Source organism: Methylophilus sp. E2MeOHC9, from assembly GCF_058744375.1.
In genome coordinates, this window is sequence record NZ_CP196024.1 from 934,291 (window position 1) to 956,371 (window position 22,081).

Consider the following 22,081-nt stretch of genomic DNA (forward strand, 5'->3'; position numbering starts at 1 on the left):
AATGCAAAGCCCTTATGCTGTTGAAGCGCTGTCTTTAAGTAAATCTGTTGTGAGCAATGATACAACAATCCCCATTCTGACCAATTTGAATCTTGCTGTGCCCAAGGGTGAGAGGCTGGCAATCATTGGGAGTTCCGGTTCCGGTAAATCTACTTTGCTAGGCCTGCTGGCCGGGCTGGATACCGCCAGTAGTGGAAAAGTGTTGATTGCCGGTCAAGATATCGGTCAGATGGATGAAGATGGCCGTGCGGCGGTACGCGCTGAACATATGGGCTTTGTGTTTCAATCCTTTCAATTACTGGGCTCGCTGACTGCGTTGGAAAATGTGATGCTGCCTTTGCAGTTGGCAGGCCGCCGTGATGCACAAGCGATTGCCATCGCTGCACTTGAAAGCGTAGGCCTGGCAGCGCGTGCCACGCATTATCCAAAACAATTGTCGGGCGGCGAACAGCAGCGGGTGGCGATTGCTCGGGCATTTGCGGCCAAGCCTTCTATTTTATTTGCAGATGAGCCGACTGGTAACCTGGATGTCGCAACCGGTGAGGCGATTATTCAGCTGTTGTTTGATTTGAATGCGCAGAGCGGCACGACGCTGGTGCTGGTCACACACGATATGAATCTGGCGAGGCGCTGCCAGCGGGTGTTGAGTTTACAGAATGGCGTGCTAAACGAGATCACTATTGCCAACAATTCAGGAGCGCATTAAATGTTGGCGCTATCGATTGCCTGGCGCCAGTGCCGCAGCCTGTGGTCTTCTGGTGAAATCCGCGTATTGCTGTTCGCGCTGATATTAGCGGTGACGGCGACTACGTCAGTCAGTTTTTTCACTGACCGTATCAAGTCCAGCATGCAAACCCAGGGCAATGTGCTGCTGGGCGCCGATTTGGTGGTGAACTCAGACCATGCCATCCCCGCCGCTTATCTGGTGGAAGCACAACGGCGCCAATACCGGGTCACGCAGGCATTAGAGTTTTCCAGCATGGTGGTGAAAGACGACAGTAGCGAACTCGCTGAAATCAAGGCTGTGGAAGCCGGTTTCCCGCTGCGCGGCCATTTGACCATCAGCAAGCAGTCAGCGGCCACGGCAAAGGCGGAACAAGCTTCAGAAGAAATTCCCGCACCCGGCACGGTATGGATGGAGCCGCGATTGGCGCAAAAACTCGCATTGAACATAGGTGATGAGATCAGCGTCGGCGAAAGCCAGTTTACTGTTGTCGCATTTGTATTGCAGGAGCCTTCGCGTGGTGGCGATATGTTCAGCATTGCGCCGCGTTTGTTTATGAACAGCGCCGATGTGGCTGCCACCCGCTTGGTTCAGTTCGGCAGCCGTGTGAAATATCAGTTGCTGGTAGCCAGCGACAATAACGTTGACGAGCAATCGATAGAAAATTATGCCGAATGGCTGAAACCGCAATTGGCGCGTGGGGAACGCGTAGACGATATCCGCAGTGCACGCCCGGAAATGCGTAACGCGCTCGACAAAGCGCAGCAGTTTCTGGGTATTGCCTCCATGGTCGGCGTGATCCTGGCGATGGTGGCCATGTTGCTGGCGAGCATTCCCTATGTGCAGAAAAGCCTGGATGCCTATGCGCTGATGCGCTGCTTTGGCGCGACCAAAAAACTGATTACGCAGATTTTGCTTTACCAGACCTTGCTGCTGGCTCTAGCCGGCAGCCTGATTGGCTGTGTGTTGGGTTTTGCTGCCCAGCACGGGCTGGCTATCCTGGCCGGGCGCCTGTTTTTGGAAACTTTGCCTGCCCCTGGCTGGATGCCGGTTTTTCTAGGCCTGGCGACAGGATTTGCGACCTTGCTCACAGTCGTGTGGCCGCAACTGATGCGCTTGCGTGCAGTACCGGCATTACGCATTCTGCGTCAGGACCTGGAAGGTAATGTGCGTATGAATGCCATCGTATTTATGCCTGCGTTCCTGGTGCTGGCAGGGCTGGTTTTCTGGCATGCGGGCGATATCAAGCTGGCTGGAATCGTATTCGCAGCGCTGATCGCATTAGTCGTGGTGGCAGGTTTCCTGGCCTTGGCCGGGTTGCGTATCGTGCAGTCATTCTCTGTGCAAAATTTCGGCATCATCAAACTTGGCCTGATGGGTTTAAGGCGTCGCCCCATATTAACCATCGCCCAAGTGGTGGGTTTAAGCATGGGTTTAATGGCGGTATTGCTGCTGGCTTTTGTGCGCAATGATCTGCTAAAAAGCTGGCAAACCTCGTTACCGGCAGATGCGCCTAACCGTTTTGTGATCAATATCCAGGCAGACCAGATTCCTGGCATTAATGATTTACTGACCGCACATGCCATCCAGCATGCCGATATTTTCCTTATGGTGCGCGCACGCCTGGAAGCGGTGAACGGCAAGCCGATCAATACCGACGATTACAAAGATGACCGCGCCAAACGTCTGGCCGAGCGCGAATTCAATCTCTCATGGGCGGCGCAGATGCAAGCCGACAACGAATTGGTGGCCGGGCAATGGTGGCGTGCCGAGGATGCAGGTAAACCGCAATTGTCTTTAGAGCAAGGGCTGGCCGAGACGCTCAATTTAAAACTGGGTGATCAACTTTCTTACGATGTGGCGGGCAGCAAACTCAAGCTCACCATTACCAGCTTGCGTAAGGTGGAGTGGAACAGCATGCACGTCAACTTTTTTGCCGTGACGCCGCCCAAAGTGCTGGATGGTTATGCTGCCAATTACCTGACCAGTTTTCACCTGCCTGCTGGCAACGAGAACGTGTTGAATCAGCTGATCAAGCAGTTTCCCAACCTCACGATTATTAATGTGGCGGCGGTGATGGAACAACTGCAGGGCTTGCTCAGCAAAATGAGTTACGCGATTGAGTTTGTGTTTGGCTTTAGCCTGCTGGCCGGTGTGGCCGTGTTATACGCCGCGTTGATGGCGACCCGCGAAGAACGCGTGCGGGAAAGCACCTTGATGCGCGTGCTGGGCGCTTCAAGAAAACAAGTGGTACTGGCCATGCTGGTGGAGTTTTTATGTATAGGCATATTGGCCAGCATAGTCGCCAATATTTTTACCAATGTCGCCGCCTATTACCTGGCCACTTTCATCCTCAATATCGAGTACCAGTTCAATGCCTGGTTCACGGTGCAGGCCTTGCTGGCGGCAATCGTGCTGGTGCCGTTTGCGGCATGGTTAGTGGCGCGTAATCAATTTAATCAACCGCCCAGAGTGTTGCTGCAAAGTATTTAATCAGAGGCTGTTTAACGGTTACACGTTAAAATGCACGCATGATCCCGATTTACCCTGCCAACAGTTTAAGTGACGCGCCCTTACAAGGCGACGTCACGCTGAGCGGCCTCACCAATCCGCCGCCACTTTCGTTGTATATCCATATCCCCTGGTGTGTACGCAAATGCCCTTATTGCGACTTCAATTCGCACGAAGCGCGGCAAGAGATACCCGAGGCCGCGTATGTCGATGCGCTGATTGCTGACCTCGAACAAGCCACGCCTCTGGTGTGGGGGCGTAAAATCCGCAGCGTGTTTTTTGGGGGCGGCACGCCCAGTATTTTTTCTGCTGCAGCCATTGATAAAATCCTCAGTCACGTGCGCATGCTTACACCACTGGAATATGACGCAGAAGTCACGCTGGAAGCGAACCCCGGTACGGTGGATATTGCAAATTTCAAGGGCTACCGCGAGGCAGGCGTGAATCGTGTTTCGCTGGGTATACAGAGTTTCCAGCCGCAATACCTGAAATCCCTGGGGCGTATCCATGACCGTGAACAGGCACTCGCAGCGGCTGAGCTGGCGCTGAATACCTTTGATAAAGTGAACCTGGACGTGATGTATGCATTGCCAGAACAAAGCCTGGAAGATGCATTGCAAGATGCCGAAACCGCCTGCCAGCTGAAACCTGCACATTTGTCGTTTTATCACCTGACGCTAGAGCCCAACACGCCGTTTCACCGCACGCCGCCCAGCTTGCCGGATGACGATACCAGCGCCACCATGCAGGAAGAGATCGAGAAGATTCTCGCCAGCCATGGTTACCAGCACTACGAAACATCAGGTTTTTCCCAGCCCGGCCAGCAGTGTCAACACAACCTGAATTACTGGACGTTTGGCGACTATCTGGGTATTGGTGCCGGTGCTCATTCCAAACTAAGTTTTCACGACAAGATCATTCGCCAGAGCCGGCATAAGCATCCAAAGAAATATCTGGAATCTGTGGCCACAGGGCAGATGGTTGATAACGAATGGCAGATCGGACGCGAGGATCTGGCGTTTGAATTTATGATGAATGCGTTAAGGTTAGTGGATGGGGTTGAAGTAGGATTGTTTCAGCAACGGACGGGTTTGCCGCTGCAAAGCATTCAAGCGACCATGAAGCGGGCTGTTGAGAAAGGGTTGCTGCAACAGACGGCGCAGAGGATAGTGCCGACATTGTTGGGGCAGCGGTTTTTGAATACCTTGTTGGAGATGTTTTTACCGGAGTAGGTGATTTTTTAAACTCAATGGTCATAGCAGGTGTTTCAAAGAGCATGCTCTTTGCCTGCGAAACGACTGGCTTATGCAGAAGCCAGTGCGCCCTGCAAGGGAGAATCTAGGCAGGTTCATGTATAGCTTGGTTAAAAAAGAACAAGTGTTGCACTTGCTGGAAGTTCTAATAGGTATTTCTTTGGATGGTTAAGCATTCGATGGTGCTGCTTTATTGCACCATTCCTTTTCGCCCCTAGGCGAGTGACTTTTCTTTGCTTGTCCAAAGAATAAGTCACCAAAAGAAAGGGCACCCTAGCTTCCGCTTTTTCCCTGCGTTGCTCGTCACCGTGGGCGTCCAGCGGAACTCGCCCTAGCGGCTTGCACACTACGCAAGCCACCGCGGAGCTCAAACAGGCGCTGGCCGAAAACTCCCACGCTGACTGCGCTACTCGGCGCGTCAGATAGGGGCCCATGAAAACCACCACGCGGTTACTTATACTGAAATCCATAAGATTGCATCCCGCCGGCACACTGAAATAGACAAAGCAAACAGACAAAATGACCAGAAAAATAGTTTGTTGGTCATTTACTTTAAAACGCTTACAGAGTTACTTAGCGCCCTGAATGCATACTTTTAACAAGCATTTCATCGTGGTGGTTTTAACGGGGCCCCTATCTGACGCGCCGAGTAGCGCAGTCAAAATAAGGAGGAAGGGAGCGACTGTCCGAATCCCGCGGTGGCCTGCGTAGTGTGCAGGCCGCTAGGATGAGTTTCGTGACCGCTTATTTTGGCGAGCAACGCAGGATACAAGCGGAAGCTAGGGTGTCTTGTTCTTTGCCTTCTTTCTTATGGACAAGCATAAGAAAGAGGGTCGCCTAGAGGCGAAATAAAAGGCATCAATCACACTCGGAAATTATTTATCAGCGATCCGAATGACGTTTACCCTGCAATCCCCAAACCACCGCCAACACTAACAACAATAACCCACTACTCACAATCATCACTAAATGCGGTTGTCTTGATAAGCGCTTCACCGACAGATGCCCAAGCGCTTTGATATTCGATTGAAAATTCCCCTGCATTTGCGCAGTCACCCCCGATACTCGCGACTTCACTGAAGCAAAAGTCGCATTGTTCAATTTCATCCACGCCGGTACCTGGATAGAAGGTAAGCTAAGTTTCGGAAATATACTGCCAGATTGCTCTACCTGCCGTATTTGCAGGCTCATCACCAAGCCTTGTGTTGCAAACATTTGCGGATCCGCTTCATCCGCTTTTTTAATGCGATGCGTCACTGTATGCAGCGCTTGCGCATTCGGCACGGCGATCAATTGCGCAGAGTCTACGCGTTGATCGGCAGTCAGTAATATGCCGCGACTGCGGCTGAAGGTAAGTGATTGCTGCACAAAGCGTTGCTGCAACACCGGGCTTTGCGGATATAGTTTGGTCGCCAGGCTGTTGATGCTTTCGCCGGGTAGCAGCGGCCATAGCATGGATTGTTCGTGTTTGGGGTTGGCAATGCCAAATGCGGCGTGCGCTGGTTGCTGAACCAGCACAGCTAAGCCAAGGAAAAGCATGAATCCTGCCATTATCAGCCAATGTGATCTGTGATTCCACTGGAGATGAGGCAGGTGTGTCATCAGCGCCCTAACTGTTGCCTGGCTTGCGCGATGGCGCGGCGGACTTGTTCGGGAGCGGTGCCGCCGGTGTGGTTGCGGCTGGCGACTGAGCCTTCCAGCGTGAGGACTTCAAACACGTCATCACCGATTGTGGCGCTGAATGCCTGTAAATCAGCCAGGCTGAATTCGGCCAGGTCGCGGCCGGTTTCCACGCCTGCTTTAACTGCGTGCGCGACGACTTCGTGCGCATCGCGGAACGGCATGCCTTTTTTCACCAGGTAATCTGCCAGGTCGGTGGCGGTGGCAAAGCCTTCTAGTGCGGCCTGGCGCATATTGTCGGCTTTTACGGTGATGCCGCGCAGCATATCGGCGTAAATCTGCAAGGTGACTAACAATGTATCTGCCACATCAAACAGCGGCTCTTTGTCTTCCTGGTTGTCTTTGTTGTAGGCCAGCGGCTGGCCTTTCATCAATGTCAGCAAGCCAACTAAATGCCCATAGACGCGGCCGGTTTTGCCACGTACCAGCTCCGGCACATCCGGGTTTTTCTTTTGCGGCATGATGGAGGAGCCGGTACAGAAACGGTCGGCAATATCAATAAAGCCAAATCTTGGGCTCATCCATAAAATGAGTTCTTCAGAGAAGCGTGACAGATGCATCATCAGCAACGAGGCGGCGGCATTGAATTCAATGGCAAAGTCGCGGTCGGAGACGGCATCCAGCGAGTTCTGGCAGACGCTGTCAAAGCCTAATAACTCTGCTACCAGTTCACGGTTGATCGGATAGCTGGTGCCGGCCAGTGCGGCAGCCCCTAGAGGCAGGCGGTTGATCCGTTTGCGGGCATCGGCAAAGCGTTCGGCATCGCGATTGAGCATTTCAAAATAGGCCATCAGGTGATGGCCAAAAGTCACTGGTTGCGCTACCTGCAAATGGGTAAAGCCGGGCATGATGGTGGCGGCATTTTGTTCAGCCAGATCGAGCAGCGAAGTTTGCAGGGCGCGGATACCGGCAATGGTGTCATCGACCACGCTGCGTAGCCATAAACGGACATCGGTCGCGACCTGGTCATTGCGTGAACGGCCGGTATGCAGGCGTTTGCCGGCATCGCCGATTTTTTCGGTCAGGCGTCTTTCAATGTTCAGGTGTACATCTTCCAGGTCCAGCAGCCATTCAAACTGGCCGGCTTCGATCTCGCTCAGAATCTCGCCCAGACCGCGTTTGATATCTTCAACATCTTGCGCAGAAATAATGTCTTGCGCACCCAGCATAGTGGCGTGCGCAATTGAGCCTTGTATATCAAATGCAGCCAGTCGCTTGTCGAAATCGACCGAGGCGGTGTAGCGTTTGACCAGTTCGGCCACCGGCTCATTAAAACGGCCGGACCAGGCCTGGTCTTTTTGATGCAGCGAAGATTGTGGTTTGGATTGCGAAGTTGTCAAAGCAAAAATTCTTTCTGCCAGAAATTGGGCGTCTAGCGCATGCTTGCGCCACCGGCGCTTAATACTTATGATGCTGGCACGACATTATAAATGAAACGCGCGATTAAGTGATTGAGCGAGATGAAGTGCAAGACGCACGGAACGCAATAACAGAGATAGTATGCGTTATACAGCGAGGTTACGAAGCTGTATTTGGACAAGCTCGTGTAACACAGCAATTCGCTCGCGTAGGCACTGATTGCGTGTTTCATGAACGGACATCCCGCCGTGCGTAAAGGCAACCGCATCCCCAATTTCCGCAATCTAGGCATACATTTGCGTGTATTGTTATTGCACGTTTGTTTGCTGGGATTGCTGACGGTGGCTGGCGGGCAGCCGGGCTGGAGTATTGCGCTTTGGGTCACTGGTCTCACACAACTGGCCGGGCAGTGGCTGCCGCCTTTGCTGCTGATCATGGGCGCGTTAACCCTGTTGTATCCATTGATTCTGCGCCTGCCTTACCGCAGCGGCCTGGCTGCCATCATGGCGCTGGCGCTGCTACTCACGCTGTTATGCAGCTATGGCTATCAGAGTTGGATTTCACCCCTTTCCACCAGCCAGTATCTGCAAATCATATTGCTGTGTGTAGGCGATGTGGCTTTGTGCCTGTATTACCTCGATTTGTTACAGCGCGCTTATTCACCGGCCATTGCCGAAGCACGCTTGCAGGCTTTGCAAGCACGTATCCGGCCGCATTTCCTGTTCAATAGCCTGAACGCGGTATTGTCACTAATACGCAGCCAGCCACAACGTGCTGAAGTGGCGCTTGAAGATATGGCGGAATTGTTCCGGGTGCTGATGGCAGATAACCGCGCGCTGGTGCCTCTGACGCAGGAGATTGCGCTCTGCCAGCAGTACCTGAGCATTGAAAAACTGCGATTGGATGAACGCTTGCAATGCGAATGGCATATGGCGGAAATATCCGCCGGTATCATGATTCCGCCGCTGATCTTGCAGCCGCTGGTTGAAAACGCGGTTTATCACGGCATTGAGCCGCTGGCGCAAGGGGGCAAAATCGTGATTCATATTCAAGCCAGTGGGCAAGACTTATTGCTGCGCATCAGCAACCCGCTGTCATCGCGCGCGGACAAAACCGGCGGCAATAAAATGGCGCTTAAAAATATCCGTGAGCGTTTGCGCTTGCATTACGACCTGGAAGCGCGGCTCAAGCAGTATGAATCGCAAGGGCAATACGTGGTTGAAATCACGATTCCAACCCGTCCGCTCTCCGAGGTGGCGCATGGCTAACCAGCAATTGCTGATCGTGGATGACGAGCCGCTGGCAAGGCAGCGTTTGCGCGACCTGGTAGGTGATATCGGTGGTTATACCATCGTCGGTGAAGCTGCCAATGGCGTAGAGGCGATGGCAGTTTTACAACATGCGACAGTCGATATCGCCTTGGTGGATATCCGCATGCCAGTGATGGATGGGATTGAACTGGCGCAACATATGCGCAAACTGGCAACGCCGCCTAACCTCATTTTCACCACCGCCTACGATCACTATGCCTTGCAGGCGTTTGACCTGAACGCGATTGATTACCTGCTCAAACCTATCCGTGCGGAAAGGTTGTCAGCGGCCTTGGCCAAGGCGCGTCCCTTGCAAGCCAAGCAGTCACAGGCCTTGCAAGCATTGCAGGAAGCCCCGCAACATTTGAGTATTCATGAGCGCGGCAAAGTGTTGCTGATCGCAGTCGATGAAGTACTGTATCTACGCGCCGAGCTTAAATATGTGACGGTACGGACACTTGAAAAAAGCTATTTACTGGAAGTGTCACTGAATCAGCTGGAGCAGACGTATGCGGACCGCTTTGTGCGTGTACACCGCAATGCATTAGTCGCAAAAAATGCCATTGCCGGTTACGCAAAACAACGTGTGCACCCAGGAGAGCTAACGGGTGAAGAGGCAGGGGAGTCAAGCTGGGTGGTGCTGATCAAAGGCATTGCTGAGACGCTGGTCGTCAGCCGGCGTCATCAACATATGATCAGGGCCGTCTAAACGGCCCTGAATTGAGGTTTATTACATTTTCTTCTTCTGGTCGGCTTGCTCAATCACCTTGGCTGCCCAGTCTTTACCACCCAGGCCGAACGCAATCGCCAGAGCCAGGAATACCGCGCCAAACACAATGATAAACAAGGCGTGTATCAATTGCATGCCTATGCCCAATTGTTCCAGGCCAATAAAAATCGCCAGGATCTGGATGCAATATTCAGCCGAAGTACTGATGATCAGCGCCTGTTCAAACTTGATGCTATGCAACCAGGCAAATACCAGGCGGTTGATAAAACGTGCAAACAAGGTACCAAAAATCACCACCAGGATAGCGACGATAATATGTGGCAAATAGCTGGCCAGTTCACGTAACAGCATGGCTACTTCTGTCATGCCCAGCGAATTGGCACAAGTGATCACAAACAGCAAAATCACCAGCCAGTAAATCACCTGGCTGATAATGCCGCTTAACGTGACATTGAAATTGGCGCTACGCATGAATGATTCCAGGCCGGAACGCTTGGCAAAGGCGTCAAACTGTGTGATTTCGAGCAGGCGTTTCACGCCTATACGTACCAGTTTGGCGACCAGCCAGCCAAAAAACAAGATCACAACCACGGCCAGCAATTTAGGCACAAAGTTGACGAGTTCTACCCAAAATTGATTGAGTGAAGAAAGAAAAATATCGATTTGATACTGCATGGCAGCCCTCCTTTTTTATCGTTAATACTTTAATTTTGGGGAAACACGCAATCAGTGAGCGGGCGGGATAAAGTGCAAGACGCACGGAACGCAGAAATCAAGGCAGTACATTAAAGTACGGCTTGGTTTCTAGTACCGCACAACGCTGCAATTCGCCCGCGTAGCCATTTATTACGTGCTTCCTGAGCAAAGTTTCTGCTTAAAAGCCTAGGTAGCATAACTCAATCCGACCTGACTGTGGCGTAAAAGGTTCGTGAACAATACGCGGCAAGCGGTGTCACGCAGTCCGCCAATCCCCTATGTTAAAATGGCGGCATGACTACCGTTACCCCTCCAAAATCCCTGGTCATTGCCTCGCGTGAAAGCGCATTGGCGATGTGGCAAGCCCGGCATATCCAGGCCCGTTTACAGGCACTCTATCCACAATGCGAGGTCAGCATTTTAGGCATGACCACCACCGGTGACCAGATTCTGGATTCACCGCTATCGCGTATTGGCGGCAAAGGCTTGTTTGTCAAAGAACTTGAGAATGCACTGGCCGATGGCAGTGCGGATCTTGCCGTGCACAGCCTGAAAGATGTGCCCATGCATTTGCCGGAAGGCTTTGCCCTGGCTGCCACCGGCGAGCGTGAAGACCCGCGCGATGCCTTTGTCTCCAATCATTTCACCAGCCTGCAAGATTTACCCGCAGGCAGCATCGTCGGTACTTCCAGCCTGCGCAGGCAAAGCCAGATCCAGGCGCGCTTTCCGCAGCTGAAAATCGAATCGTTGCGCGGAAACGTTCAGACCCGTTTGCGCAAACTGGATGAAGGCCAATATGCTGCGATTATCCTGGCCGCCGCAGGGCTGATCCGCCTGGGGCTGGGTGAGCGCATCAAAGGATTTATTGATCCGGCGGAGAGCATCCCGGCTGTCGGGCAGGGCGCGCTGGGCATTGAAATCAACGCCAGCCGTCACGATTTGATAGCGATTCTGGCGCCACTTAACCATGTAGATACCCAATTATGCGTGGAGGCCGAACGTGGTTTTAGTCGTGCGCTGGCGGGCAGTTGTACCGTGCCGCTTGGCGCATATGCGACAAAACAGGCCGACACCATCACCATACATGGCTTCGTCGCCAGTGTGGATGGCCAGCAAATGCTAAAAGAAACTGTCACTGGCCCGGCGCAAGGCGCTGAAAAACTGGGGCAACAACTGGCGTTAAAACTGATCGCCCGTGGTGCGGATAAAATCCTGGCTGCGCTGGACGGCGTGAAATGACCCAGCCACTGGCTGGCGTGCACATAGCCGTCACGCGGCCACCGGAGCAGGCGACAAAACTGAATGCCGCCATCACTGCCGCGGGTGGGGCGGTGATCTCTTTCCCGTTGCTGGATATCACCAGCCTGCCTGACCTGACGGCTTTTCATGCCGCCATTACGCCGGTCAGCCAGTTCGACTGGGCCATGTTTATCAGTAGCAATGCCGTGCAATATGGCATGCCCTTGTTGCAGCAAGCTGCATTCACTTCTACATTGAAATTCGCCGCCATCGGCCCGACCACCGCCAGTGCATTGCAGGGATTTGGTGTGGTTGAAGTATTAACCCCCATGAGTAGATTCGATAGTGAGTCCTTGCTCGCATTGCCTGAATTACAGCAGATGCAAGGCCAGCGCGTGCTGATTGTGCGCGGTGTCGGCGGGCGTGAAGTGCTCGCGGATAGCTTAAAGCAGCGCGGGGCCGAAGTGGTGTTTGGGGAATGTTACCGGCGCATCAATCCGCAAGCGAATGCAGAGGCGCTGGCACACGCTTACGCCGCAGGTCAGTTGCAAGCAATCATTATCACCAGCTCAGAAGCCTTGCGCTTTTTGCTCGATCTGGCCGGGCAAGCGGATTGGCTGAAGGCGGTTCCGCTGTTTGTGAACCATGACCGCATCGCCGAGCAGGCCGCTGCGCATGGCTTAACCGTTGCCAGTGCCGGGCAGCCTGGGGATAAGGCAATGTTGCAGCTACTCGCCAGGCACTTCACCGCCACGCCTTAAATTCATATCCGCCTGAAAAAATGCTTGACACATATAACTAAATAACTAATTATATAGTTATATGAAGCTGATCACACACATTCCAGAAGCCTGGTCGGATATTTCTGACCTATTTGTTGCATTAGGTGATGCACACCGACAGCGAATTTTGCTATCGTTTGATAAAAATGAGCGCCTGACCATTTTACAGATCGTCGATAGTTCGCAACTAAGCCGCACCGCCGTGACCCATCACCTGAAAGTGCTTGAACGCGGGGGCGCCTTGCGCAGCGAAAAGATTGGTCGCGAAGTGTATTTCTGGGTGAATAAAGACGGGATGCAGCAAGCGTTGCAGAACGTCATGACTTATTTAAAAGAAGAGATATAAGGGGAAAGTCAATGCTTGCCAGCATGTTGAGAGTATTGTGTCGTTTGGTGTTTAGGGTGCGTGTGTTGGGGTTGGAGAATATTCCGGCAGAAGACCGCTTACTGATCATCGCCAATCATGAATCATTACTGGATGGCATGTTGATAGGCCTGTTTTTACCCAAGCGCGCCACTTTTGTGGTGCACAGCGATGTCCTGAAGAATCCTTTTTTCAGGGGCATCCTGAGCCTGACGCCGCATGTGGCGGTGAACCCCAGCAGCCCGCTGGCAATGAAAAAAGTCATTCAGCGTTTGAATGCCGGTGAAAACGTGGTGATCTTCCCTGAAGGGCGCATTACCTCAACCGGTGCCTTGATGAAGGTGTATGACGGCCCTGGATTTGTGGCCGCCAAGACCGGCGTCAAAGTACTGCCGGTACGTGTGGAAGGCGCTGCGCAATCCTATTTTGGCCGCTTATCTGCCGCGCACCCGCGTAAATTATTTCCCAAGGTCACGCTGACCGTATTGCCAACCACTGAAATAAAGACCGATTCTGAAGCGCAACCGCCGCTCACCAGCAAGCAGCGCCGCCGTATTGCTGGTGTTGCCATGCGCAACATCATGCAAAACCTGCTGTTCAAGACCCAGCAAAGTAGCACCTTGTTTGAAACCCTGCTGGATGCGATTGCCAAATCCGGCAGCAACATGCGCATGATAGAAGACTTGAACCTGGTAGAGGAAACCTACAAAGATCTGCTGAAGAAAAGCCTGGCGCTGGGCCGCCTGGCCAGCAAAATCAGCCAGCCGAACGAAGCGGTGGGAGTGCTGATGCCCAATGTCACCAATACTGCTGCCTTGATTTTGGGCATGATGGCTTTCAAGCGTATTCCGGCCATGCTGAATTACACCTCTGGTACCGCCGGGCTGCAAAATGCCTGTATTGCGGCCAAGATCACGACCGTGATGACATCACGCAAGTTTCTGGAAACAGCCAAGTTATTGGATGTGGTTGCGCAGTTGCAAGGCACCAAGATTGTCTACCTCGAAGACTTGCGCTCGCAATTTAGTTTATGGGATAAAGCCTGGCTCATGGGTTATGCCCTGCATTTCCCGCGTGCGGTGATGGCCTCTGCAAAAGCCGAAGACACCGCGGTGATTCTTTTTACCTCTGGCTCTGAAGGTAAACCCAAAGGCGTGGTGCACAGCCACAAAAGCATACTGGCCAATATCCACCAGATCATGGCCATGCTTGATTTTAACCCTACCGACAAATTCATGATGGCATTGCCGATGTTTCATGCGTTTGGTTTTACCGGCACTTTGCTGCCTTTGCTAAACGGTATCCGTATCATGCTGTTTCCGTCACCGCTGCAATACAAGGTGATCCCGGAAGTGATCTACGAGAAAAACTGCACGGTGTTTTTCTCGACCAATACCTTTTTGGCTAACTATGCCAGGTTTGCGCACCCGTATGATTTCTACAAATTACGCATCGTGGTGGCCGGTGCCGAGAAGCTGAATGACGAAGTACGCAAGGTCTATCACGAGAAATTCGGTATCCGGATTCTGGAAGGCTATGGCACCACAGAGTGCGCGCCGGTGATTTCTGCCAATACGCCGATGGCGAATAAAAATGGCACTGTCGGCCAGTTTTTCCCCGGCATTGCACACACGCTGGAGCCTATCCCGGGCATTGAAAGTGGCGGCTTATTACGTGTCAAAGGCGACAACATCATGCAAGGCTATTATTTGTATGACCAGCCTGGCAAGCTGATCGCACCGCAGGACGGCTGGTATGACACCGGCGATGTGGTGGAAGTCGACGCGGAAGGGTTCATCCATATCAAGGGCCGCGTCAAACGCTTCGCCAAAGTCGCCGGTGAAATGGTCTCGCTCGAAATGGTAGAAAAAATTGCAAATACCGCCGCACCTTCGCACCAGCATGCCGCGACTACGCAAAGCAATGCCAACCGTGGTGAAAATATCGTACTGTTTACCACCGATGCCGCATTGAAACGGGAAGATTTGCAGGTGGTTGCTAAAAACCTGGGTGCGCCGGAAATCGCCATCGCCAGAAAAATCATCCTGGTGGAAGCGATTCCCCTGCTGGGTACCGGCAAGACCGATTACGTGACGCTGAAGCAAATGGCAGAAGAGCAGCAATGAATCGTCGGCAGTTCTTGCTGGCGGCAGGGGGATTAGCCTGCGCGGGCATAGGCCACGCCGCCTGGCGTTATTGGCCAGATGCCGGATTAATCAATCCCTGCCAGGCGGAAACACCAGCCAGTCTGTTGCAACACCCGACTTACCAGCAGATCTGGCAGGGCATCAGGCCAGACCATGTGTGGGACGCGCATGTGCACCTGGTAGGCGTGAGCGATGCCAGCAATGAAACCTGGTTTAACCCGGATATGGATAGCTGGTGGCATCCGCAGTTAAAGCTGCAAAAAGCCTTTTACATGAACGGTACCTGCGCGGACCCAGCGCATATTGATGATTCCACCGTGGCGAAAATGACGCAGCTGGTCGCAACGATGCCTGCTGGCGTCAAATTGATGCTATTTGCTTTTGACTGGTACCGCGATGAGGCTGGCGCAGTGCTCAAAGCACCTTCTATTTTTCATGTCTCCAATACCTACGCGGCGCAGATTGCCAGCCAATTACCAGAGCGTTTTGAGTGGGTGGCGAGTATTCACCCTTACCGCCCGGATGCTTTGGATGAACTGGATAAGGTATATGAAACCGGCGCTCGTGCCATCAAATGGCTGCCTTCAGGCATGGGCATAGATCCCGCTTCTAAAAAATGTGCGCCTTTTTATAAAAAGCTGGCTGGCATGCAATTGCCCATCATCACGCACACCGGCAAAGAAAGTGCCGTGGCGGGGGGTGACCAGACGTATGGTAATCCGTTACGCATGCGCCCGGCACTGGAACAGGGTGTCAAAGTGGTGCTGGCGCATTGCGCCAGTGACGGTGCAGATGAAGACCTCGATCATGGCGGCCGCGTGGTCAACAGTTTTGATTTATTCACCCGCCTGATGGATACCGCTGATTACCAACCTTTGTTGCATGGCGATATTTCGGCAACTACCCTGATCAACCACGCCTGGGTTTTGCCTACCCTGATCGCGCGTCAGGACTGGCATGCCAGGCTGGTGAATGGCTCGGATTATCCACTGCCCGGCATTATGCCGCTAACCAATATCAACACCCTGATTGCCAACGGCTGGCTGGCTAGTGAACATAAACCCTTTTTACTGGGTTTAAAACAGGCCAACCCTTTGTTATACGACTTTGCGCTCAAGCGTTTGCTCAGTATCAACGGGCAAACATTCTCCACTCAAGTATTCGAAACCAGGTCATTATTTGAACGCCATGAATAATCTATTCTCCTTGCTCACTCAAAACCGTTTCCGCCCTTTTTTCTGGACCCAGGGATTAGGCGCATTTAATGACAATGTGTTTAAAACAGCGCTGATCACACAGGTGGCGTTTAATACCGCCAGCCTGACCACGCTGGATGGCAGCACCCTGGTCACCTTGTTGCCCGGCCTGTTTATCCTGCCATTTTTCCTGTTTTCGGCTTCTGCCGGGCAACTGGCAGACAAGTACGAAAAGTCGCAGATCATCCGCATGGTGAAATTGCTCGAAATCGCCATCATGCTGTTAGCCAGTGTTGGCTTTCTGCTACATAGTCTGGCTTTGCTCGCACTTGCCTTGTTTTTGATGGGGTTGCATTCCACCGTGTTTGGGCCGGTGAAATACTCTTACCTGCCGCAACATTTGCAGCCACACGAGCTGACCGCAGGCAACGGCCTGGTGGAGATGGGCAGCTTTGTCGCCATTTTGCTAGGGCAGGTATTGGGCGCTTGGCTAGGCAGCTTGCCGCAACACGAATTCTTCACCAGTTTAAGCATCCTGCTGATTGCAGTTTCCGGTTTTCATATCAGCCGCAGTATTCCGTTGTCACCAGCGCCGGTGCCGGAGATGAAGATTAACTGGAACCCTATCAGTGAAACTATCAATAATGTCCGCATCTTCTGGGCGCAACAAACATTGTGGGTAGGCATAGTCGCCATCTCCTGGTTCTGGTTTTTTGGCGCGACTTTGCTGGCGCAGTTTCCCAACCTGGCAAAAGATGGCCTGCACGGCAGTGAGCGCGACTTTATTGCCTTGCTCTCCATTTTCTCCGTAGGCGTGGGCATAGGGTCGGTCTGGTGCGAGAAACTTTCCAAAGGCAAGCAGGAGCTAGGCCTGGTGATGCTGGGTGCGGCTGGCATGTCGTTGTTCGCATGGGATTTCGCGGCGACTGCGGGCAATATCCAGCAGCAGTTTCTGGCGCATCCTGACTGGACATTACAAGCTATCAGCCAGCTGGATTATTGGCGCATGCTGCTGGATGTCGCGCTGCTAGGAGTGAGCGGTGGCCTGTATATCGTGCCTTTATATGTGTTGTTGCAATCACGGGTTGAGGCACGCTATCAATCGCGTGTCATCGCCGCCAACAATATTATGAATGCATTGTTTATGGTGCTTTCTGCCGGCTTCTCGCTGATGTTATTTGGCTATGGCTTGAGTATTCCGCAATTGTTTGCAGCGACAGCTGGCCTGAACCTGCTGGTGGCGGCTTATTTATGTGCGCGGCAGCCTGAGTACTGGTCCAGTAGCGTGGCGTATGTCAAACGCTGGTTTGTAGCAGAGTAGGGGTTAGCATGCGACAACTGGCTTGGTGGTTACTGGGATGTTCTCAGGCAATAGGCGCGGCACAGGCAGGTGAGGTTGTGAAACATCCTTTAGGGCAATATGAAAGTGAGCAGTTTGCGACAGTGACTGCGCCTTGTGCGCATTGCCAGGGGCTGCCACAAGCGCAATGGTATTTCAAAGGTGAGACGATTGCAGTTCCGCAGGCGGATCAGCCTGTCACCGGTTTTAATGCAAGCCAGCGCGGGGCCGAAAATGTCACGGCTTTGGACGCGAATGCCTTGCCAGGCGTGGTTTGGACTGGCTCCACCCAGCAATGGACGAATACGCATTTATTGGCAGGCGGAAAGCAACTGCAAGTAGCAGCGGGTACACAATCCCCGTTTGAAATCGTCCCGAAAATCCCGACCAATTTGTCATATTGGAATCAGGCTAGCCAGGCTTTTTTCGCGCAGCGTGCGCTCAGTATCCGCGGTGAGCAGGTAGGCGACACCATCGTTGCACGCACCATTTGGCCGGAAGATTTCCGCCTGGATCTGCAGGCCCAGCCGCAACCATTGCAAACCAATGAGTCTCTCAAACAGCTGGTGCAATTTGAGCAAGGGGGCGCGCAGAGCCAGCATGAGAGTCGGTTGTTATGGCAAAAAACGCCTGGCGTTCAGCCGGCGCTGGCAGGCAAGGCGGTATTGGGTGTGTTATTAAATGGCGCACAAGGCGATGACGACGAAGCGCACGGCGGGCATTTTGCGTTAGCCACCGGTGTCGTCGGGGCCGATGGCAGCTACCACCACTGGCTGGTGAACAATTACTACAACCTGGCGACCAATAGCGAAAAAGGCATTATTGCCGGGGTCACGCCTTTTGATAAATACATGGCTGACCTTAACAGCGGGCAGGCATTTTACCGGCCGTCTTATATGCTGGTGGCTGTGTTTTCGCAGCCGACCATTCCGGCCAGAATCCAGGCCGCAAGTAACCGCGTTTACCAGCATTTTTACCGCAATGATTTTGTTTATGACCATGCTACCAACAACTGCGCAGGTATCAGTGTCGATGTCTTGCACCATTTGGGTTGGAAAGTGCCGGAGAGCGGCGGCGAAAGTGTGCTTAAAGCCAGCGCGGCTTACTGGTATATCGCCGCCACCGAAGGTAGCCTGACCAAAGGCCGCGCGATCTATGATTACCTGAATACAGAAATGACGCGCCTGTTCCCCGCGGTGGCGTTTGATGCCATAGGTAATGACATGCTCAACATTGCGCAAACCGCTAGCACGCAGACCTTGGCCTCACCCGAGATGCAAGCCATGGCTAACCAGATCGAAGCGATATATTTTGTACGCATCCCGCAAATCCCCTCCAGCCGCGTCAATGGCCTGGCGCCGGTATATAGCTTTGCGCAATATCTGCAGCAAGCGCCAGCGGATCGTAGCCAGTGGAAAATTATTCCAGTTACGCCCAATCCCTTGCCGGATGATTTAAAAAATGGCTGGGCGCTAAAGCCGCAAACCCCCGCCTTGATCCCTGTCCCTGCGATATTGTTTTTAATCAGCGCAATCGGGCTGGCCTGGCTGTTGTTAATACTAATCTGGAAAAGCCTGAAAAGGTTTTTCATGAATCAGGCAAAGCGTTAAAATCAAATGATGAAAAAACAGCATTCTATTCTGGCCGCATTGTTAATCAGCGTGTTAACCAGTGAGGTGTATGCAGAGGAAGGCGATGCCCTCGAGTCTGAATCAAGAAATGTGGCGTCTGCCTTTATAGGCGCAGCCAATTTTGTCGTCGGCCGTATCGGCATTGAGTGCCTTTCATTACTAGGCCGATTGGAGACGCCAAGAGAGTTTGTGAATATCTGGCAGGATCGCAATGCCAAATATTACACAGCATCCACTAAATATATCGCGAAAAAAATGGAAGCGGCGGATGCTTCAGGCGGCACTATCGCCAGGGATGCCGTACTTAAGGACTACTCCACTATCGTGCGTAAAGAGGGTGAAGGCATCATCAAAGACTGGATAGGCAAAGGCAATAAAAGGGAAGGATGCCAGCAGGCGGTGATGCTGATTGATAAAGGCATACTGGATGTGACGCCTGAAGCCCCCATTTACCAAGACCTGCAAGCTCTGGCTGTGTGGTCTAAAATCAATTGAAGATGGGTTCATTTAAAGGGTGGTCAGTCTCGTTGTTTAATGGCGAAGCTGGTTGAGGCCGTAAAGATTTATTAAGAATCCGCCAACTTATCTGCTAAAGTGGTGTCAGAAAAAACTCAATAATAAGGAGGCACACTATGTCGCTGGCAATCAATCGCAAACTGGTCCTCACCGCTATTATTTGTTTGTTGTTATATCAGGTGGGTACCTGGATCACTGTGATCGCAGGCGCAGTGTGGGGCGCAGGCGCTGCTGTCATTGTCGCGTTGGTTTCGTATGTCTCCGCACGGCTTGCCAAACGCGGCGCGACCAGCACGATCTGGTTTCTGGTGCCGACTTTGTTATTTACCGTGATTCCCTTGCTCGCAAAAGTATGGAGCGCGTTTACCAGCCAGACCGGCATCGTCGATATGCTGGTGGATTTAATTCCTCTGCTGGTCGGCTTTGTCATACCGATTGTATTGTTATCAGCCGTGTATCTGGATTTGCGCAAAAAGACACCGCTGGCAGATGGTACTTAAATTAATTGCCTTTTAATGCTATGCCCTATCGTTTTCGCAAAGTGCGCTGCAATAACATTCCGCAATAACCCGTTATAATGTCACGCTTGAATCAATTCTGATTAAGCAAAACATGCGATCAAGTTATTTCGGTAAGCCTCCTTCACATTCCAAGCTCTGGACGATAGGTCACTGGTTCGGCCCTTATGCGCCGCTAATAGTGATGTTTTTAAGCGGCCTGGTGTTTCTCTCGTTGACCCGTCTGGGTCTGGTGGGTTGGAAATGGGAGCGCGTTCTGGCCACTGGCGAACTCTGCCAGATTCTGCTGCAAGGTGTGCGCGTTGACCTGATCCAGCTCGGTTTGCTGGCTATTATTCCGGTATTACTCGCGCCCGTGCTGGCGACACGCAAGCGCTTTAATATCTGGCGCGCGTTCACCTTTTGGTGGGTGTTGCTTTCACTGGTGTTGCTGGTGTTTCTGGAAGCGGCGACCCCTGGTTTTATTCTCGAATATGATGTGCGCCCCAACCGTATTTTTGTGGAATACCTCAAATATCCGCATGAAGTGTTCGGCATGTTGTGGCAGGGCTTCAAAGTAGAACTGTTTTTTGGCCTGGGCATGGCTTTGCTGGCGCTGGTACTGGTCTACAAACTGCTGAAACCATGGCGTGAAGCAGAAGCAAAATGGTCAAATTGGGCAGTCTGGCTGGTATGGCCATTTATTTTAGTGCTGACTGCGTTTGCCGTTCGTTCAACACTCACGCACAGGCCTGCTAACCCGGCCCTGTTCGCCATCACGCAAGACAGCATGGTGAATAGCCTGATCCTGAATTCCACTTATTCGGTTTTTTATGCCGCTTACAGCTTGCAGCATGAAGCAAAATCGAGTGAGATGTATGGCAAGTTGCCACGCGAAAAAGTATTTGCGATCACGGGCGCTAAAGAGGGCGATATCCCCACCCTGACTACGCTGGTGCCGTCTGTCACGCACGACAAACCCTTGAACCTGGTCATCCTGTTGCAGGAAAGCCTGGGCGCCGGCTTTGTAGAGTCATTAGGCGGCAAGCCTGTGACGCCCAATCTGGAAAAACTCAAATCTGAAGGCGTCTGGTTTACGCATTTGTATGCCACCGGCACACGTTCTGTGCGCGGTATTGAAGCGGTGGTGACGGGTTTTCAGCCTACGCCTGCCGATAGTACGGTCAAGCTGGGTTTAAGCCAGAGCAACTTTTTCACGCTGGCTTCGTTGCTAGGTAAACAGGGTTACAACACTGAGTTTATCTATGGTGGCGAGTCGCACTTTGACAATATGCGCAGCTTTTTTATGGGCAATGGCTTTCAGCAGATCACCGACCAGCCCGATTTCAAGAATCCGGTATTCGTTGCCAGCTGGGGCGCTTCCGATGAAGATTTGCTGAATAAGACCCATGAGCAGCTGCTGGCGCATCATGCCAGCGGTAAGCCATTTTTTACTTTGGCATTCAGTTCGTCCAATCACGCACCGTTTGAATTCCCGGATGGCCGTATTGAGTTATATGAGCAACCGAAAGCGACCGATAACAATGCGGTGAAGTATGCCGATTACGCGATAGGCGAGTTCTTCAAAAAAGCCAAGGCCAGCCCATACTGGAAGGATACCGTGTTCCTGATCGTAGCCGACCACGATATCCGTGTGCGCGGCGATTCACTGGTGCCGATTGAGCATTTCCATATCCCGGCACTAATCCTGGGTGGCGCGGTGCAGGCCAAAACGGTGGATGCCATCGCCAGCCAGATTGATTTACCCGTCACTGTATTGTCATTGATGGGCATCGCCGCCCAGCACCCGATGACCGGCCATGACCTGTCTGATATCAGCGCCGATTACCGCGGCCGCGCCATGATGCAATACAACTCCAACTATGGCTGGATGCAGCAACTGGGGCCCAGCATCGAGCAGAATGAGGTAGTGGTGTTGCGTGAAGGCAAGGCCCCGGCGTTTGGTCATTACGATCCGCAAAGCAAAAAACTGCAAAATACTGCCGCGCCTGCCGATGCGCAAGCATTGGCCGAGCAGGCTCTGGCGAATGCCTTGCTGCCTGCTTTGCTCTACAAAGAGCAGCGTTATCGCTTGCCGGAGTAACAA

Annotated in this window: 18 protein-coding genes; 15 read left to right on the forward strand and 3 right to left on the reverse strand. The window is 52.6% G+C overall.

The annotated features are described in order from the left end of the window. The first annotated feature begins 1 nt into the window (after position 1). Genes ACSSVF_RS04495 through hemW form a run of 3 tightly spaced genes read left to right on the forward strand, consistent with a single transcriptional unit; the run spans position 2 to position 4,467 of the window. Complete coding sequence (locus ACSSVF_RS04495; RefSeq protein WP_492405770.1) at positions 2–706, forward strand: ABC transporter ATP-binding protein; 705 nt, start codon at positions 2–4, stop codon at positions 704–706. Beyond that, entirely contained in the window at positions 707–3,217 is a 2,511-nt protein-coding gene (locus ACSSVF_RS04500) for an ABC transporter permease (protein WP_492405771.1), read from the forward strand. A 38-nt stretch (positions 3,218–3,255) separates the two neighbouring features. Continuing rightward, positions 3,256–4,467 carry a radical SAM family heme chaperone HemW gene (gene hemW / locus ACSSVF_RS04505; protein WP_492405772.1) on the forward strand — a complete coding sequence of 404 codons (1,212 nt, stop codon included), beginning with the start codon at positions 3,256–3,258 and terminating at the stop codon, positions 4,465–4,467. Between the two features lie 903 nt (positions 4,468–5,370). On the opposite strand, the gene ACSSVF_RS04510 is transcribed toward hemW, so the two are convergent. Both ACSSVF_RS04510 and argH read right to left on the reverse strand, forming a co-directional pair. Beyond that, complete coding sequence (locus tag ACSSVF_RS04510; protein ID WP_492405773.1) at positions 5,371–6,027, reverse strand: hypothetical protein; 657 nt, start codon at positions 6,025–6,027, stop codon at positions 5,371–5,373. Positions 6,028–6,089: 62 nt separating this feature from the next. Further along, positions 6,090–7,508, reverse strand: a complete 1,419-nt coding sequence (gene argH, locus ACSSVF_RS04515; RefSeq protein WP_492405774.1) for an argininosuccinate lyase — start codon at positions 7,506–7,508, stop codon at positions 6,090–6,092. Positions 7,509–7,757: 249 nt separating this feature from the next. On the opposite strand from argH, the gene ACSSVF_RS04520 reads away from it, so the two are divergent. Both ACSSVF_RS04520 and ACSSVF_RS04525 read left to right on the forward strand, forming a co-directional pair. Beyond that, positions 7,758–8,795, forward strand: a complete 1,038-nt coding sequence (locus tag ACSSVF_RS04520; RefSeq protein ID WP_492405775.1) for a sensor histidine kinase — start codon at positions 7,758–7,760, stop codon at positions 8,793–8,795. After that, positions 8,788–9,546: a LytR/AlgR family response regulator transcription factor gene (locus ACSSVF_RS04525; protein WP_492405776.1), complete on the forward strand. Its 759-nt coding sequence runs from the start codon at positions 8,788–8,790 to the stop codon at positions 9,544–9,546. Before ACSSVF_RS04520 ends, ACSSVF_RS04525 begins: the two co-directional genes overlap by 8 nt. A gap of 21 nt (positions 9,547–9,567) precedes the next feature. Here ACSSVF_RS04525 and ACSSVF_RS04530 read toward each other — a convergent pair whose 3' ends face one another. Then, positions 9,568–10,242 (reverse strand): mechanosensitive ion channel family protein, encoded by a 675-nt coding sequence (locus ACSSVF_RS04530; RefSeq protein ID WP_379058470.1) that lies wholly within the window; start codon positions 10,240–10,242, stop codon positions 9,568–9,570. A gap of 315 nt (positions 10,243–10,557) precedes the next feature. Between ACSSVF_RS04530 and hemC the strand changes: the two genes are divergently transcribed. From hemC to ACSSVF_RS04580, 10 genes are all read left to right on the forward strand, one after another. Beyond that, positions 10,558–11,502: a hydroxymethylbilane synthase gene (gene hemC / locus ACSSVF_RS04535; protein WP_492405777.1), complete on the forward strand. Its 945-nt coding sequence runs from the start codon at positions 10,558–10,560 to the stop codon at positions 11,500–11,502. Beyond that, positions 11,499–12,263: a uroporphyrinogen-III synthase gene (locus ACSSVF_RS04540; RefSeq protein WP_492405778.1), complete on the forward strand. Its 765-nt coding sequence runs from the start codon at positions 11,499–11,501 to the stop codon at positions 12,261–12,263. Before hemC ends, ACSSVF_RS04540 begins: the two co-directional genes overlap by 4 nt. Before the next feature lie 61 nt (positions 12,264–12,324). Next, complete coding sequence (locus tag ACSSVF_RS04545) at positions 12,325–12,630, forward strand: ArsR/SmtB family transcription factor (RefSeq protein WP_492405779.1); 306 nt, start codon at positions 12,325–12,327, stop codon at positions 12,628–12,630. A gap of 11 nt (positions 12,631–12,641) precedes the next feature. Continuing rightward, complete coding sequence (aas, locus tag ACSSVF_RS04550; protein WP_492405780.1) at positions 12,642–14,774, forward strand: bifunctional acyl-ACP--phospholipid O-acyltransferase/long-chain-fatty-acid--ACP ligase; 2,133 nt, start codon at positions 12,642–12,644, stop codon at positions 14,772–14,774. Next, on the forward strand, positions 14,771–15,991 hold the full coding sequence (locus ACSSVF_RS04555) for an amidohydrolase family protein (RefSeq protein ID WP_492405781.1): 1,221 nt from the start codon (positions 14,771–14,773) through the stop codon (positions 15,989–15,991). The genes aas and ACSSVF_RS04555 overlap by 4 nt, the downstream gene beginning before the upstream one ends. Continuing rightward, on the forward strand, positions 15,984–17,312 hold the full coding sequence (locus ACSSVF_RS04560) for an MFS transporter (RefSeq protein WP_492405782.1): 1,329 nt from the start codon (positions 15,984–15,986) through the stop codon (positions 17,310–17,312). Before ACSSVF_RS04555 ends, ACSSVF_RS04560 begins: the two co-directional genes overlap by 8 nt. Before the next feature lie 8 nt (positions 17,313–17,320). Continuing rightward, positions 17,321–18,940 (forward strand): hypothetical protein, encoded by a 1,620-nt coding sequence (locus ACSSVF_RS04565; protein WP_492405783.1) that lies wholly within the window; start codon positions 17,321–17,323, stop codon positions 18,938–18,940. Between the two features lie 6 nt (positions 18,941–18,946). After that, positions 18,947–19,456 carry a hypothetical protein gene (locus tag ACSSVF_RS04570; RefSeq protein WP_492405784.1) on the forward strand — a complete coding sequence of 170 codons (510 nt, stop codon included), beginning with the start codon at positions 18,947–18,949 and terminating at the stop codon, positions 19,454–19,456. 137 nt (positions 19,457–19,593) lie between these two features. Further along, entirely contained in the window at positions 19,594–19,977 is a 384-nt protein-coding gene (locus ACSSVF_RS04575) for a hypothetical protein (RefSeq protein WP_492405785.1), read from the forward strand. Positions 19,978–20,089: 112 nt separating this feature from the next. Next, a complete protein-coding gene (locus ACSSVF_RS04580) occupies positions 20,090–22,078 on the forward strand; it encodes an LTA synthase family protein (protein WP_492405786.1) in 1,989 nt (662 codons plus the stop codon). Positions 22,079–22,081: the final 3 nt, after the last annotated feature.

Excerpts from the sequence above, each read along its gene's own strand:
- ACSSVF_RS04525 (WP_492405776.1), top strand. The coding sequence starts at position 8,788 with ATGGCTAACCAGCAATTGCTGATCGTGGATGACGAGCCGCTGGCAAGG.
- ACSSVF_RS04570 (WP_492405784.1), top strand. The coding sequence starts at position 18,947 with ATGATGAAAAAACAGCATTCTATTCTGGCCGCATTGTTAATCAGCGTG.
- hemC (WP_492405777.1), top strand. The coding sequence starts at position 10,558 with ATGACTACCGTTACCCCTCCAAAATCCCTGGTCATTGCCTCGCGTGAA.
- aas (WP_492405780.1), top strand. The coding sequence starts at position 12,642 with ATGCTTGCCAGCATGTTGAGAGTATTGTGTCGTTTGGTGTTTAGGGTG.
- hemW (WP_492405772.1), top strand. The coding sequence starts at position 3,256 with ATGATCCCGATTTACCCTGCCAACAGTTTAAGTGACGCGCCCTTACAA.
- ACSSVF_RS04555 (WP_492405781.1), top strand. The coding sequence starts at position 14,771 with ATGAATCGTCGGCAGTTCTTGCTGGCGGCAGGGGGATTAGCCTGCGCG.
- ACSSVF_RS04565 (WP_492405783.1), top strand. The coding sequence starts at position 17,321 with ATGCGACAACTGGCTTGGTGGTTACTGGGATGTTCTCAGGCAATAGGC.
- ACSSVF_RS04575 (WP_492405785.1), top strand. The coding sequence starts at position 19,594 with ATGTCGCTGGCAATCAATCGCAAACTGGTCCTCACCGCTATTATTTGT.
- ACSSVF_RS04540 (WP_492405778.1), top strand. The coding sequence starts at position 11,499 with ATGACCCAGCCACTGGCTGGCGTGCACATAGCCGTCACGCGGCCACCG.
- ACSSVF_RS04495 (WP_492405770.1), top strand. The coding sequence starts at position 2 with ATGCAAAGCCCTTATGCTGTTGAAGCGCTGTCTTTAAGTAAATCTGTT.
- ACSSVF_RS04530 (WP_379058470.1), bottom strand. The coding sequence starts at position 10,242 with ATGCAGTATCAAATCGATATTTTTCTTTCTTCACTCAATCAATTTTGG.
- ACSSVF_RS04580 (WP_492405786.1), top strand. The coding sequence starts at position 20,090 with ATGCGATCAAGTTATTTCGGTAAGCCTCCTTCACATTCCAAGCTCTGG.
- ACSSVF_RS04500 (WP_492405771.1), top strand. The coding sequence starts at position 707 with ATGTTGGCGCTATCGATTGCCTGGCGCCAGTGCCGCAGCCTGTGGTCT.
- ACSSVF_RS04560 (WP_492405782.1), top strand. The coding sequence starts at position 15,984 with ATGAATAATCTATTCTCCTTGCTCACTCAAAACCGTTTCCGCCCTTTT.
- ACSSVF_RS04545 (WP_492405779.1), top strand. The coding sequence starts at position 12,325 with ATGAAGCTGATCACACACATTCCAGAAGCCTGGTCGGATATTTCTGAC.
- ACSSVF_RS04520 (WP_492405775.1), top strand. The coding sequence starts at position 7,758 with ATGAACGGACATCCCGCCGTGCGTAAAGGCAACCGCATCCCCAATTTC.
- ACSSVF_RS04510 (WP_492405773.1), bottom strand. The coding sequence starts at position 6,027 with ATGCTTTTCCTTGGCTTAGCTGTGCTGGTTCAGCAACCAGCGCACGCC.